Annotated in this window: 18 protein-coding genes; all 18 read left to right on the top strand. The window is 33.9% G+C overall.

The features are described from left to right. Positions 1–33 precede the first annotated feature (33 nt). The 18 genes from fabG to ACWNT5_RS10655 are packed head-to-tail and all read left to right on the top strand — an operon-like array spanning position 34 to position 14,645. A complete protein-coding gene (fabG, locus tag ACWNT5_RS10740) occupies positions 34–765 on the top strand; it encodes a 3-oxoacyl-ACP reductase FabG (protein ID WP_299600465.1) in 732 nt (243 codons plus the stop codon). A 3-nt stretch (positions 766–768) separates the two neighbouring features. Next, positions 769–1,992, top strand: a complete 1,224-nt coding sequence (locus tag ACWNT5_RS10735; protein ID WP_299600466.1) for a beta-ketoacyl-[acyl-carrier-protein] synthase family protein — start codon at positions 769–771, stop codon at positions 1,990–1,992. 26 nt (positions 1,993–2,018) lie between these two features. Further along, positions 2,019–2,264 (top strand): phosphopantetheine-binding protein, encoded by a 246-nt coding sequence (locus ACWNT5_RS10730; RefSeq protein WP_027392758.1) that lies wholly within the window; start codon positions 2,019–2,021, stop codon positions 2,262–2,264. Between the two features lie 9 nt (positions 2,265–2,273). Beyond that, the gene (locus tag ACWNT5_RS10725) at positions 2,274–3,164 is read left to right on the top strand and encodes an LpxL/LpxP family acyltransferase (protein WP_299600468.1); all 891 of its coding nucleotides are present in this window, start codon (positions 2,274–2,276) and stop codon (positions 3,162–3,164) included. Between the two features lie 3 nt (positions 3,165–3,167). After that, a complete protein-coding gene (locus ACWNT5_RS10720) occupies positions 3,168–4,091 on the top strand; it encodes an NADPH-dependent FMN reductase family protein (RefSeq protein ID WP_299600471.1) in 924 nt (307 codons plus the stop codon). Positions 4,092–4,103: 12 nt separating this feature from the next. Next, complete coding sequence (locus tag ACWNT5_RS10715) at positions 4,104–5,237, top strand: beta-ketoacyl-ACP synthase III (protein WP_299600474.1); 1,134 nt, start codon at positions 4,104–4,106, stop codon at positions 5,235–5,237. Next, on the top strand, positions 5,237–5,695 hold the full coding sequence (locus ACWNT5_RS10710; RefSeq protein WP_299600477.1) for a hypothetical protein: 459 nt from the start codon (positions 5,237–5,239) through the stop codon (positions 5,693–5,695). Before ACWNT5_RS10715 ends, ACWNT5_RS10710 begins: the two co-directional genes overlap by 1 nt. A gap of 36 nt (positions 5,696–5,731) precedes the next feature. Next, positions 5,732–6,133 carry a hypothetical protein gene (locus tag ACWNT5_RS10705; protein WP_456517312.1) on the top strand — a complete coding sequence of 134 codons (402 nt, stop codon included), beginning with the start codon at positions 5,732–5,734 and terminating at the stop codon, positions 6,131–6,133. After that, on the top strand, positions 6,130–7,128 hold the full coding sequence (locus ACWNT5_RS10700) for a BtrH N-terminal domain-containing protein (protein WP_299600483.1): 999 nt from the start codon (positions 6,130–6,132) through the stop codon (positions 7,126–7,128). The genes ACWNT5_RS10705 and ACWNT5_RS10700 overlap by 4 nt, the downstream gene beginning before the upstream one ends. 7 nt (positions 7,129–7,135) lie before the next feature. Beyond that, on the top strand, positions 7,136–7,894 hold the full coding sequence (locus ACWNT5_RS10695) for an ABC transporter ATP-binding protein (protein WP_299600485.1): 759 nt from the start codon (positions 7,136–7,138) through the stop codon (positions 7,892–7,894). Beyond that, entirely contained in the window at positions 7,887–9,179 is a 1,293-nt protein-coding gene (locus tag ACWNT5_RS10690) for an ABC transporter permease (RefSeq protein ID WP_299600488.1), read from the top strand. Before ACWNT5_RS10695 ends, ACWNT5_RS10690 begins: the two co-directional genes overlap by 8 nt. Continuing rightward, positions 9,157–9,603 carry an acyl-CoA thioesterase gene (locus tag ACWNT5_RS10685; protein WP_299600491.1) on the top strand — a complete coding sequence of 149 codons (447 nt, stop codon included), beginning with the start codon at positions 9,157–9,159 and terminating at the stop codon, positions 9,601–9,603. The genes ACWNT5_RS10690 and ACWNT5_RS10685 overlap by 23 nt, the downstream gene beginning before the upstream one ends. Beyond that, entirely contained in the window at positions 9,600–10,742 is a 1,143-nt protein-coding gene (locus tag ACWNT5_RS10680; protein ID WP_456517311.1) for a beta-ketoacyl synthase, read from the top strand. The genes ACWNT5_RS10685 and ACWNT5_RS10680 overlap by 4 nt, the downstream gene beginning before the upstream one ends. 5 nt (positions 10,743–10,747) lie before the next feature. Next, positions 10,748–11,356, top strand: coding sequence for a hypothetical protein (locus ACWNT5_RS10675; protein WP_456517310.1), 609 nt, complete (start codon positions 10,748–10,750; stop codon positions 11,354–11,356). 2 nt (positions 11,357–11,358) lie between these two features. Next, positions 11,359–11,616, top strand: a complete 258-nt coding sequence (locus ACWNT5_RS10670; protein WP_299600498.1) for a phosphopantetheine-binding protein — start codon at positions 11,359–11,361, stop codon at positions 11,614–11,616. Position 11,617: 1 nt separating this feature from the next. Further along, the gene (locus ACWNT5_RS10665; RefSeq protein ID WP_299600501.1) at positions 11,618–12,814 is read left to right on the top strand and encodes a beta-ketoacyl-[acyl-carrier-protein] synthase family protein; all 1,197 of its coding nucleotides are present in this window, start codon (positions 11,618–11,620) and stop codon (positions 12,812–12,814) included. Beyond that, positions 12,814–13,878: a beta-ketoacyl synthase chain length factor gene (locus ACWNT5_RS10660; RefSeq protein WP_299901613.1), complete on the top strand. Its 1,065-nt coding sequence runs from the start codon at positions 12,814–12,816 to the stop codon at positions 13,876–13,878. The genes ACWNT5_RS10665 and ACWNT5_RS10660 overlap by 1 nt, the downstream gene beginning before the upstream one ends. 44 nt (positions 13,879–13,922) lie before the next feature. Further along, complete coding sequence (locus ACWNT5_RS10655; protein WP_299600507.1) at positions 13,923–14,645, top strand: polysaccharide deacetylase family protein; 723 nt, start codon at positions 13,923–13,925, stop codon at positions 14,643–14,645. The last annotated feature ends 7 nt before the right edge of the window (positions 14,646–14,652 follow it).

Genomic DNA, 14,652 nt, shown 5'->3' with positions numbered 1-14,652 from the left:
AATAATTATTTGATCTTAAAACCAAATATGTAAATGAAATACGCCCTCGTTACTGGTGGATCCAGAGGAATTGGAAGAGCAATAGCAGTAAAACTAGCAAAAGAATTGGAGTATCCAGTTTTGATCAATTATCAGTCAAATGATGACGCTGCTAATGAAACTAAAAAGTTAATTGAAGATGAAGGAGGAAAGTGTACATTATTAAAGTTTAATGTAGCAGATAGAGAAGATACTCACAAGGTTTTAGACGCTTGGATTGCTGAAAATCCAGATGCAACAATAGAAATTATAGTAAATAATGCTGGTATAACCAGAGATGGTTTGTTTATGTGGATGAAACCAGAAGATTGGCACGATGTTTTGAACATTAGTTTAAACGGTTTCTATAACGTGACAAATCATTTGATACAGAAAATGTTGACAAACAGATATGGCCGTATTGTTAACGTGGTTTCTGTATCAGGAGTAAAAGGAACAGCCGGTCAGGCTAATTATTCGGCTGCTAAGGGAGCTTTAGTTGCAGCTACAAAAGCATTAGCGCAAGAAGTAGCCAAACGTAAAATTACTGTGAATGCTGTTGCTCCAGGTTTTATAAAAACGGATATGACAGCAGAGATGGATGAAAAAGAGTTAAAACGAATGATTCCAGTAAATCGCTTTGGTGAAGCGGAGGAAGTTGCAGATCTCGTGACTTTTTTGGCATCTAAAAAAGCGGCATATATTACAGGAGAAGTAGTAAATATTAACGGAGGAATATATTCATAGAGGATGAGTACGCGAAGAGTAGTTATTACTGGAATGGGGATTTATTCTTGTATTGGTACAAATGTTGATGAAGTAAAAGAGTCTTTGTATCAAGGAAGATCAGGTATTGTTTATGAGCCATCGCGCAAAGAATTTGGATACCGATCTGCATTAACAGGAATTGTACCAAAACCTAACCTGAAAAAAGAATTAAGTAGAAGGCAAAGAGTAAGTTTTGGTTCTGAATCTGAATATGCTTACATAGCTACAAAGCAAGCGTTTGATCAAGCAGGAGTAGATCAGGAGTTTCTAGATAATGAAGAAATTGGAGTGCTTTTTGGTAACGATAGTACTGCCGAGTCCGTAATGGAAGCAATCGATAAGATTAGAATTAAGAAAGATACGACTTTGGTAGGTTCTGGAGGAGTTTTTAAATCTATGAACTCAACAGTAACTATGAATCTTTCGACAGTTTTTAAACTAAAGGGAGTTAATTTTACCATTAGTGCGGCATGTGCTAGTGGATCGCATTCCGTTGGAATGGGGTATTTGTTGATTAAACAAGGGCTTCAGGACTATGTGCTTTGTGGCGGAGCTCAAGAAATAAATGATTATGCTTTTGGAAGTTTTGATGGGTTAGGAGTTTTTTCTGTAAACGAACAAAACCCTACAAAAGCTTCGAGACCTTTCGATAGTAGTAGAGACGGTTTGGTGCCAAGTGGAGGAGGAGCAGCTCTTTTTATGGAGACATATGAAAGCGCAATGAAAAGAGGTGCTACTATTTTAGGAGAAGTAGTTGGATATGGTTTTTCTTCCAATGGAGATCATATTTCTACTCCTAATCAAGAGGGTCCTGCAAGAGCAATGAAAAGAGCAGTTGATCAGGCAAATATAAAGCCAGAAAATATAGATTATGTAAATGCACATGCAACATCAACTCCAATTGGTGATGCTAACGAAGCAAAGGCTATTAATGAGGTTTTTGGGGAATCTAAACCTTATGTAAGTTCAACGAAATCCATGACTGGACACGAATGTTGGATGGCTGGAGCAAGTGAGATTATATACTCTTTAATTATGTTGAATAATTCGTTTATAGCACCGAATATTAATTTAGAAGAACCGGATGAGGACTCTACAAAGTTAAATTTGGTAAAAGAAACGATAGATAAAAAAATTGATGTATTTTTGTCGAATTCATTCGGATTTGGGGGCACAAATTCTGCGATCGTAATTAAAAAGATTTAGGATAGAAAAAAATTACTAGAAAGATGATGGAAACAAGTGTAATTGTCGAAAAAGTTGATGACTTTTTGATTGAAGAATTCGAGGTTGAAGCAGATGAGATAGCTCCTGAAGCAAACCTTAAAGAAACCTTAGATTTAGATAGTTTAGATTATGTTGATCTTGTTGTGGCTATAGAAGCTACTTTCGGAGTAAAGTTGGTAGGTGATGATTTTGTAGGTGTTGAGAGCTTCCAAGATTTTTATGATTTAATAGAACGTAAAGTCAATATTTAAAAGACTGCAATGGCCCAATGGGAAGGTAAGGCTAAAGGTACACCTTTAGGTTATAGAATTTTTATATTTTTTATTAAGTATCTTGGGCTTAATGCTGCATATACCATTTTGGTATTTGTAGCAGCTTACTATTTGGTCTTCTCTTTTTCTTCTACGAAATCAAGTTTTTATTTTTTTAATAAAAGACTTGGCCAATCTACTATAAAATCGATAATAAGTGTTTATAAAAACTATTTTGTTTTTGGACAAACCCTTATCGATAGGACTGCTATTTCCTATGGACTTAAAGATAAGTTTAGTTTTACATATGATGGTAGAGAAAAAATTCAGAGATTATTAGAGCGGAAAGAAGGCGGAGTTGTTTTTAGTGGTCACGTTGGAAGTTTTAATATTGCTCGTTATTTTTTTGATGAGTTTGACATGACGGATACTGGTGTGAATTTGATTGTTACGGATCAGGAAAATGAACAAATCAAACAATTCGTTGGAGCAGTTTCCACGGATACCACCATGAAGTTTATTGTGATTAAAGAGGATATGTCTCATATTTTCGAAATGAATGAGGTGTTGTCCAACGGAGAAGTTATTGTTTTCGCTGCAGATAGATATGTAGAAGGTATTCAGTTTATAGAACAAGAATTTCTTGGTAAACCAGTCAAGTTTCCTTCTGGACCTTATAAGTTAGCTGCTCGTAAAAAGAAGCCTATCCTTTATATGTATATAATGAAAGGAAAAGGTAAAGAATATAACTTATATGCCAGAGAGCCAGAATTTACTGAAGCTTCAGTAAAACCTAGTCATGTGTTAAAAGAATATATAAGATACACAGAAATCATGCTTAAGAAATACCCATTGCAGTGGTTTAATTATTACGACTATTGGGAAGATATTAATACCTAACATATGAAAAATATATTGGTATTATATTACAGTCAAAGCGGGCAACTTGGAGATATTTTATCTAATTTGATAAAACCCTTAGAAAGGGAAAAGAACTGTACCGTTACTACGCATCAAATTTGTCCAGAAGATCCTTATCAATTTCCATGGAATAAGAAAGATTTTCTTCAAGTATTTCCGGAATCATATTTGCAAATACCAAAGCCAAATATTCCTATTCCTGATGAAATTAAGAAGAAAAAATATGACCTAATCATTCTAGGGTATACTGTCTGGTATCTTTCGCCTTCTATCCCTATAAATTCATTTTTGAAGGGAGATGATGCGAAGATTTTGTTGAAAGATACACCTGTAATTACCGTGAATGCATCTAGAAACATGTGGATTTTAACTCAGGAAAAGGTAAAAAGATTATTGGTAGATTGTAAGGCTAAATTAGTAGGTAATATTGCTTTTGTAGATCGGCATTGGAACCATATCAGTGTAATCACTATTGTTCATTGGATGATGAGTGGTAAAAAAACAAAGTACCTGGGTATTTTTCCAAAACCTGGTGTTTCTGATAAAGATATTAATGAGGCGGATAAATTTGGAATTATCATAAAAAGAAATCTTTTTAAAGAAAATTATGAACAACTGCAAAAGGACTTGGTAAATGATGGTGCAATAACAATAAAACCTTTTTTAATAAGATCAGATAAATCTGGAAATCATATATTTAGTAAGTGGTCAGCTCATATATATAAGGTGGGGTTGAAATCTCCTAAAAGGAGACAAAAATGGTTAAACTTTTTCCAGTATTATCTACAATTTGCTATTTGGGTTTTTGTACCTATAGTTTTTATTATATTTTTGTTGACTTATGTGCCTTTTTATGCACGCATAAAAAAGGATATTAAATATTATCAATCAGTAAGATTAAGGTAGGTAACCACTTTTATGAAGAACGTTTACATAACAAAAACAGGGCATTTCTTGCCAAATGAGCCAGTCTCGAATGATGAAATGGAAAAGAGACTAGGTATGATTGATGATCAACCTTCCAGAGCAAGGCGAATAGTACTAAGAAATAATGGTATTAAACAAAGATATTATGCTGTAGATAAAGAAGGTAATGTAACTCATAATAATGCAGAACTTACTAAAGAAGCAATTAAAAGTTTGTGTAAAGACGGTTTTACCGAAAAACAAATAGAGTTGCTTTCTTGTGGAACTACTGGTCCCGATAATTTGTTGCCTTCGCACGCTTCTATGGTGCATGGATTATTAGATACCGAAAGTATTGAGCTTAATTCTGCTTCTGGAGTTTGTTGTTCAGGAATGAGTGCATTAAAATATGGTTTTCTTTCTGTAAAATCAGGGAACACGAATAACGCAATATGTACGGGATCCGAACGATCGTCCAGTTGGATGCAATCGCAAAAATATAATGAGGAGATAGAAAATCTTAAGAGTTTGGAAGAAACTCCAGTTATAGGTTTTAAAAAAGATTTTCTACGATGGATGTTATCTGATGGTGCAGGTGCATTTTTGTTAGAATCAGAACCAGGAGATGATCTTTCTTTAAGAATTGATTGGATGCAAGCGTATTCATATGCATATGAATTAGAGGCATGTATGTATGCTGGTGGAGAAAAACAAGAAGATGGTTCTCTAAAACCATGGACGGATTATACTCCTAAAGATTGGCTTAATGATTCTATCTTTTCTTTGAAACAAGATGTGAAAGTGCTAGACGAGCATGTTGTTAAAAAAGCTATTCTTAGCCTTAAAGATGCAATAACGAAAAATGATTTGGATATCAATGATGTAGATTATTTTTTACCGCATATGTCATCATTTTATTTTGAAGGTAAGTTAGATGATGAAATGAAGGAGCAAGGTATTGGGATTCCCAAAGAAAAATGGTTCACAAACTTAAAGGACGTTGGTAATGTAGGTTCGGCATCTATTTATTTAATGGTAGATGAATTGAAAAATTCAGGGAAGTTAAAAAAAGGTGAAAAAATATTATTACTCGTCCCAGAAAGTGGTCGTTTTTCGTATTTTCATATTCTACTAACAGTTTGCTAATGAATAATCAATTACAAGAGGAAATCACAGATATTGATTTAATCAAAAAATTAATTCCGCAAAAGGATCCTTTTGTAATGATAGACAAGTTGCTCTATTTTGATCCTGATAAAGTAGTTTCTGGTTATAAAATTTCTGAAACCAACATTCTTACCAATAACGGATATTTTACAGAAGGCGGTTTAATTGAAAACATGGCGCAGAGCATAGCGCTGCATAGAGGTTATAGAGGTTATATAAAAAGAGGAAAAGATGATAAACCTAAAACAGGTTTTATTGGGTCTATAAAACACGCTACAATCCATGAACTGCCTAAAGTTGGCACAGAATTAGTTACTACAGTAGAAATTATAGCTGAAATTATGTTAGTGTCTTTGGTGAAAATCGAAGTAAAAGATACAGAAGGTAATTTGCTAGCATCTTCTGAGATGAAGACCATTATTGTGGATTCACAATGATCTTACATTTTTAGAAACTTTTAAATCTAAATTAGGATGAAAAAAGAAGAAGTACCTCAGGATGAAAGTTGTTTCTCTCATACAAATATGAAAGAAGTTGTATATGCTGTAGATAAGGATGGTAAATACGGTAAGGCATTTAGTTCGGGTTGGGAAGCAAAGACCATTGCATTAAATGAATCTTTAGATTTAATCGAGGAACAGCTACAAGAAACAATCCAAAAAATAAAAGAAGGAGAGCTCAGTCCAATAGCTTACTATATGGAATCCCAGCGTATGGATGTAGTAGTATTATCTGGTTATGTTGGTATCTGGCAGTGGAAGGTGAAAAGACATTTGAAAGCAAAAACTTTTAAAAAATTAAGTGATAAAACACTTAAAAAATATGCTGAAGCTTTCGAAATTTCTTTAGAAGAACTTAAAAATCCAAAGATTTGAAAATAAACTTTGAACACAATCAATCCGCTCATTGTGAAAATGGGGTGGTTTCGAATTTATTAAACTATAACGGACTTAAGGTAAGTGAACCAATGGTGTTTGGGATAGCTTCAGGAGTCTTTTTTATATATATACCTTTTATTAAGGTGAATTTTGCACCAATGTTCAGTTTTAGACCTGTTCCTGGATTTATCTTTTCTAGAGTAAGTAAAAGGCTAGGCTTCAAAATTAAGCGACATAAATTTAATTCTAAAGAGAAGGCACAGCAAACATTAGATGCAGAATTATCAAAAAATAACCCAGTAGGATTACAGGTTGGAGTGTATAATCTTACTTACTTTCCTGATGAGTACCGTTTTCATTTTAATGCACATAATTTGGTCGTGTATGGAAAAGATGGAGGAGATTACTTAATAAGTGATCCAGTAATGCCTCAGGTAACGACTCTGTCTGCAAAAGAATTAGAAAAAGTGCGTTTTGCAAAGGGACCATTTGCTCCAAAAGGGCATATTTACTATCCGACAGAATTACCAAATGATGTAGATCTTAAAAAAGCGATAACAAAGGGAATTAAACAGGCGTATAGGCATATGTTAGCTCCGGTGCCGCTTGTTGGATTTCGAGGAATAAGATATGTTGCGAAGCGTATTCGTAAATGGCCTGATAAAATAGGTGTAAAGAAAACCAACCATTATCTTGGTCAGTTAGTACGTATGCAAGAAGAAATAGGAACTGGTGGAGGAGGTTTTAGATTTATTTTCGCCGCTTTTTTACAAGAGGCTTCTGTAATTATGGAGAATCCTAGATTGGCTGAGTTGTCTGTAGAAATGACTGCTATAGGAGATCAATGGAGAGATTTTGCAATTGATGCTTCCAGATTATATAAAAACAGAAGTAGAGAAACTGATGCATATAATAAAATTGCGGATAAACTGGATGCAATTGGATTGGCAGAGAGAGCTTTCTTTTTAGATCTGAAGAGAGCAATTAAATAGTTGTGAGATGGATCAAAATCCTCTTATTCAAATAAAAAATATATCCAAACAGTATAAAGGAGCTACTTTTCTTTCTTTAGATGATGTGAATCTTGAAATCGAAAGCGGAGAGGTCTATGGCTTGCTTGGACCCAATGGTGCTGGTAAAACTACATTAATATCTATTTTGTGCGGTCTTATAAAACCATCATCTGGAGACGTTTCGATTTTTGGCAAAGATTTAAAACAGGAAACCAAAGAAATTCAGAAACAAATAGGTGTTGTTCCACAAGAATATGCTTTATATCCTAAATTAACAGCTAGAGAGAATTTATTCTATTTTGGAAGTATGTTCGGAATGACGAAAGCTCAACTAAAACCAATTATTTCTTCTCATCTAGAAGCATTAGGACTGCTGCCATTTGCAGATAAAAAAATTAAAACATTTTCTGGCGGTATGAAAAGAAGGGTAAATCTAATAGCAGGGATACTTCATGATCCTAAACTTTTGTTTTTAGACGAACCTACTGTTGGTGTAGATGTACAGTCAAAGCAGGCAATTACAGCCAAATTAAAAGAACTTAATGCTACAGGCACTACGATTATTTATACCTCACATCATTTAAGAGAAGCTCAGGATTTATGCTCACTGGTAGGTATCATCGATTCTGGAAAAATCATTGCAGAGAATACCCCTGCTAAGCTTATTTCAGATACAAAAGATGCACGAAATCTAGAAGATGTTTTTATTGAATTAACAGGAAGAGAACTTAGGGATTATGCATAGGTTTTTAGCATCCATAAAAAAAGAATTTTTACTATTGCTTCGAGATCCTGGAGGGTTAGTTATCCTTTTTATTATGCCAATCATATTGGTGATCACTATAACACTAATTCAAGATGCTACATTTAAATCCGTTTCTAGTAATTCAATAGATATATTATTGGTAGACAAGGATCAAGGAAAGTTGTCTAAAGAGATTCAAAAGAGTTTTTCGGATATAGAGTTTTTAGAGCCTATTTCGGCCATTGGAGAAACTCCTTTATCTGAGGAAACTGCAAAACAACTTGTAGCTGCAGGTGAGTATCAACTGGCAATAGTAATACCTGAAGGTTTAAGTAGTGAATTACAAAAACAAATAGATAAGAATATCACCAAAATACTTGAAGAGTTCGAAGGAACAGAGGATTCTTTAAAAGTTTCTCAGGCAGATGAAAAGCTACCTTCTAATAAGGTTGTTAAACTATATTTTGATCCGATTACTCAGGAAACTTTTAGAAGCTCAGTTATATTCGCTGTGGATAAGCTGGTAGCAAGTATAGAAACTAGGTCGATTTATGAAGCTTTTGAAAAAGAATTGGGAGAATCTGAAAGCCTAAAGTCTTTTAATAGAGATAACTTTGTAAAATATGATCAAATAAATCCATCGTTATCGGGAGAAGATATTCTTCCTAACTCGGTACAGCACAATATACCCGCTTGGACATTATTTGCGATTTTTTTTATGATTTTACCTTTATCACTAAATCTTGTGCACGAAAAAGGGCAAGGTACATTTGTTAGGTTGCAGACAACTCCTGCAAAATACGGTACCATTATTGCCGGTAAAGCATTTTTGTTCTTGTTGGTTAGCTTATTGCAATTTACCTTGATTTTATTGCTAGGGATTTTTGTTTTTCCAAAATTAGGATTACCCGTTTTGGATTTAGGAGACCATTTAGCATTGTTGTATTTGGTAGCATTAAGTTCGGGTTTAGCAGCAATTGGTCTCGGAATTTTATTAGGAACAGTCTTTAATTCACATGAACAAGCGGCACCGTTTGGAGCAGTTTTAGTAGTGTTGTTGGCAGCAATAGGAGGTGTTTGGGTACCTGTTTTTGCTATGCCTGATACGATGCAAATGATCGCTAAAGTATCTCCAATGAACTGGGGATTAGAGGCTTTTTATGACTGTTTCTTAAGAAAAGGAAGTCTGGGAGATATTCTTCCAGAGATTGGTTTGCTTATTGTATTTTTTATTAGTACTATCGTAATAGCTATATTATACTATGAAAAGAAAAAAACGGTCTAAAGAGGTTGTTACAGATATAAAACACGTTCATGAGGTAAGAGTTAGATTTAATGACTGTGACCCTTTAAGTATTGTGTGGCATGGTATTTATATAACATATTTTGAAGAAGGAAGAGAAGCTTTCGGAAGGAATCATGGGATTTCTTATTTACATGTTAAAGATAATAACTATGTAACTCCAATTGTAAATTCTAATTGTGATCATAAATTACCACTCAAATATGGTGATGTGGCTACGGTAGAAACTATATATGTAGATAGTCCCGCAGCGAAAATGATTTTTAGATATAATGTCTATAACCAAAGAAAAGAGCTTGTATGCGTAGGTGAAACTACACAAGTGTTTTTGGACATGGATGGGAATATGTCTCTGAGTATTCCTGAATTTTTCCTTGATTGGAAACGAAAAGTTGGTTTGCTATGAGAAAAGTGTATCTAATCGACGATAGTATTATTTCTCCTCTTGGTTTTTCAACGCAAGAAAATTTCCAGAATCTTCAGGAAAATAATATTGGAATAAAAGAAGTTGACAATAATGATATCTGGTCTGCACCCTTTTACGGTTCGGTAGTAGATAATACTAAACTGAACGAAGCATGGAACTCGATTTCGAATGATAAGAATGGAGATTATTCGAAGTTAGAAAAAATGATGATTTTGTCTGTTTCTAAACTTTTATCCAATAATCCTTCGCTAGATATTTCTAGATGCGGGATTGTGATTTCAACAACTAAAGGAAATATAGGTGAAATTAGAAAAGAGCAAAATGATAAAGCTTATCTAGGGAGTATTGCCAAAACAATTCAAGGTTATTTTGATTTAGAACAAACACCAAAAGTGTTATCCAATGCTTGTATTTCAGGTGGTTTGGCATTAGCAATAGGAAAAAGAATGATTCAGGCGAAACTATTTGATGATGTTATTGTTATTGGAGGAGATTTGTTGTCTGAATTTACACTTTCAGGATTCTTTTCTTTTCAAGCAGTTAGTGCAGCTCCTTGTAAACCTTTTTGTAAAAACAGAACAGGTATAAGTCTTGGAGAAGCAGCAGCTTCTGCTTGGTTAAGTGCAGATAAAAATAAAATAAACGGTGAAGTAATTAGTATATCAGGTGATGCCTCTGCTAATGATGCGAATCATATTTCTGGTCCTTCAAGAACAGGTGAAGGTTTGTATATAAGCATTACCAAAGCATTAAAAGAAGCTAATTTACGTAGTGAGCAGATTGATTACATAACCGCTCACGGAACCGCAACACCTTTCAATGATGAAATGGAGGCTATTGCATTTAATCGAGCCGGCTTGCAAGAAGTTCCGCTTAATAGCCTGAAAGGATATTACGGTCATACATTGGGAGCATCTGCGCTAATAGAGAGTATCATAGCAAGACATTGTTTACTTAATAATGAATTGATAGCATCCGTTGGTTTTGAAGAGTTGGGAGTTTCACAACCTGTAAATGTGATTACAAAAAATGAATCTAAAAAGTTGACAAGGGTTTTAAAAACAGCTTCTGGTTTTGGGGGTTGTAATGTCGCTTTGATTATAGAAAAACTAGCGTAGTGGATATGGAGAAGTTTTACATATCAGATTTTTGTTCTCTACGAAATAATAGAGTTTTTAAAAATGGTGAGGAAATTTATTCAGATGTAACATCCGAGAGTATTAAAGATTTTGCAAAGGGGCTTTACAAGTCTTTAGATTTGAAATATCCTAAGTTTCATAAAATGGATGAATTGTGCAAACTAGGTTTTTTAGCTACAGAAGTACTCATAAGTCATATGGAAGCTATTGATCAGGATACTGCTTTGGTGTTGTCAAATAGGGCTTCTAGTTTGGATACTGATAGAAAACATCAAGTAAGCATCGATGATAGAGCGAATTTTTATCCTTCTCCGGCTGTTTTTGTATATACACTGCCCAATATCATTATGGGTGAGATAAGTATAAAAAATAAACTAAAAAGTGAAAATGCGTTTTTCATTTCGGAGCACTTTGATCCAGAATTTATAGCTAATTATTCTCAGGTTTTACTTCAAACAGGAAAAGCAAGCAATGTTATTTGTGGTTGGGTTGATTTGGATAATGATAAATATGACGTATTTTTGGCTTTTCTTTCAAAAAAAGGTAAAAAAGAGCTAACAAAAAAAGAATTAAATAATTTATACAATCAATAATTATGGCTGAATTACAAGAAGAGCTAAAAGAAAAGATAATAGAGCAATTAAGTCTTGAGGATGTGGAAGTAAGTGAAATTGGAGATGACGATCCTCTTTTTGGTGATGGCCTTGGTTTAGACTCGATCGATGCATTAGAATTAATTGTTTTATTAGAAAAAGATTACGGGATTAAATTAAAAGATCCTAAAGAAGGAAAAGCTATTTTCGAGTCGATTAATGTAATGGCTGATTATATTTCAAAACATCGTACAAAGTAATATGAATAAAGGCGTTGCCATAACTGGTATGGGAATTATTTCTTCTATTGGGAATAACGTAGAAGAAAATTTAAATGCTTTAAAATCTGTTTCTCACGGAATTTCTAGAATAGATCTAATCGAAACACGTCATAAAGACGATATAATGGTTGGTGAAATTAAAAAGACCAATGAAGATCTTATAAAAGAACTTGGATTAGATCCTTTAAATAGTTTTTCCAGAACAGCAATGCTTGGCGCAATTGCAGCAAAAGAAGCTTTGGTAGATGCCCAAATTTCTGATATTAACGAATACAGAACAGGTTTTATCTCTGGAACAAGTGTTGGAGGAATGGATACGACCGAAAAGTTCTATCTTCAATATCCAGAATCAGAAGAAAACAGAAGATTTATAAAAGCGCAGCATGCAGGGTATACTACACAATCCGTTTCTAATTATTTAGGGATAAATGGTTATGTGTCTACTATTAGTACAGCATGTTCATCTGCAGCGAATGCAATCATGTTGGGAGCGCGTATGATCAAAGCTGGTAAGATCGATAGAATGATTGTAGGAGGAACAGATGCTTTATCAAAGTTTACCATCAATGGTTTTGGAACGTTAATGATTTTATCAGATGAAGAGTGTACTCCATTTGATGACAATAGAAAAGGTCTTAATTTAGGAGAAGCTGCAGCATTTTTAGTGCTAGAGAGTGAAGAAATCGTGGAAAAAGAAAATAAAAAAATTCTTGGTAGAGTAGCTGGATGGGCAAATGCAAATGACGCATATCATCAAACTGCTTCCTCTTCGAATGGAGAAGGTGCTTATTTAGCCATGAAAAAAGCATTAAAGATCGCTGGTTTAGAACCGCAAGAGATAGATTATGTAAATGCGCATGGAACGGCTACACCTAATAATGATCTATCCGAAGGTGTTGCCATGACTAGAATTTTTGGAGAAGATAAGACACCTGTTTTTAGTTCTACTAAAGCATTTACAGGGCATACACTTGCAGCCGCAGGTTCTGTAGAAGCTGTATATTCGCTATTGTCTCTTCGTGAGAATTTAATTTTTCCGAATTTGAATTTCAAAACTAAAATGCAAGAGTTTGCTTTGGTTCCACAAACTGAATTGCTTTCAAAGGAATTAAACACCATTCTATCTAATTCATTTGGTTTTGGAGGAAATTGTTCTACTTTAATTTTTACTAAATAATGGGAGAATGCTATATAAACGGTATCGCTAATATTTCGGCGCAACCTACCACAGATGCGGATAGATTTTTGGAAGAAATAATTTCTCATAAAACATCGATATTTAAAGCTCACGATCCGAATTATAAGGAGTTTATAAAGCCGGCAGCAATGAGGCGTATGTCCAAGTCTGTAAAAATGGGTGTTACTGCTGCTTCTATAGCTTTAAATAATTCTGGCGTAGAAATGCCAGATGCTATTATTACAGGGACTGGAATGGGTTGTAAACAAGATTCTGAAAAGTTTCTTGAAAAAATTCTATATGATGATGAACAGTTTCTAACTCCAACATTGTTTATTCAGTCTACTCACAATACCGTTGGAGGACAGGTAGCGCTTGGTTTAGGATGTAAAGCATATAATCTAACTTACGTTCAGGGAGCTGCTTCGTTTGAGTCTTCTCTCATTGATGCGCAGCTTATGTTATTGGAAGAGCCTGAAAAGAATATATTAGTTGGAGGTATTGATGAAGTAGCGAAGAATTCTACATTATTACATAAATTAGATGGGCAGATTAAAGAAGATGATATCGATGTGATTAATCTTCTGAATTCTAAAACTGGAGGTACGGTTCATAGCGAAGGAGCTACTTTTATGATGCTGGGTAGTAAGAAAACTGATACTAGTCATGCTAAAATTGTTGATATTGAAACGATTAGTAAGGCAAGTAGTGAAGAAGCTGAGAAGCATATTGAGGCTTTCTTAGATCGTAAAGGTATTTCTATAAAGGATGTTGATGCTGTAATTCTTGGAAATAATGGAGATATCGATTATGATCATTATTATCGAAATCTTCAGGACTCTCTTTTTTCGGAAACTGAACAATTGTGTTATAAGCATTTAATAGGAGATTATCCTGTAGCTTCTAGTTTCGGTTTTTGGCTTGGATGTAAGATTTTTGAGAAGAATACTGTACCTGATATTTTAAAGGTTAATTCAACTACTGCTAAGAAGTATGATACAGTACTTCTATACAATCAATATCTTGGAAAAAACCATAGTATTGCTTTATTGCAAAGATGCTAATTAGAAATATAGTTAATATTATAAGTGTTATAGCTGGCTCGTTGATGCTAGCAGCAATAATATTTGATAAACTCCCTTGGTGGAGTTTATTTGTTTTAATACTTATTTGGTTATTAATTACAGGGTATGGTGTTGCGAATATTAGATCTGGCTATTTCTTAAAAAGTCTTAGTAATAATTCAAAAATTAATCAAAGAAAGATAGCGATTACTTTTGATGATGGTCCTGATCCCAATACATTAGAAGTTCTAAAAATATTAGATAAGTATGGTGTAAGATGTACTTTCTTTTGCATAGGTAAGCAAGTAGAGAAATATCCTGAAATCGTAAGAGAAATTACTAAAAAGAATCATGTGATTGGTAATCATACCTTTAGTCATGATAAGTTGATTGATATGTATGGTACCGAACGATTTACGAATGAGATAAAGGACGCAGATCGTATTATAGAAAAATATACGACGAGAAGACCTTTGCTATTTAGACCACCATATGGAATTACGAATCCAAATATTGCCAAAGCTGTAAAAGCTACGGGTCATACTGTAATTGGATGGAATAAAAGGTCTTTTGACACCACCATTCCTTCCGAAAAAGTGATTCTTAGAAGAATTACTAAAAACCTTAAAAATGGAGATGTAATCTTACTACATGATACAAAAACTATTACTTTGTCAGTATTGGAACAATTGTTGCTATTTTTGCAAAGGAATAACTTTACAACCGTAACTATAGATGAACTATTTTCAATACAGGCATATGCTTAGATTTTTT

Source organism: Aquimarina sp. 433, assembly GCF_054054605.1.
Note: the sequence above shows the minus strand (reverse complement) of the source record. Positions and strands in the feature narration are given on the sequence as shown.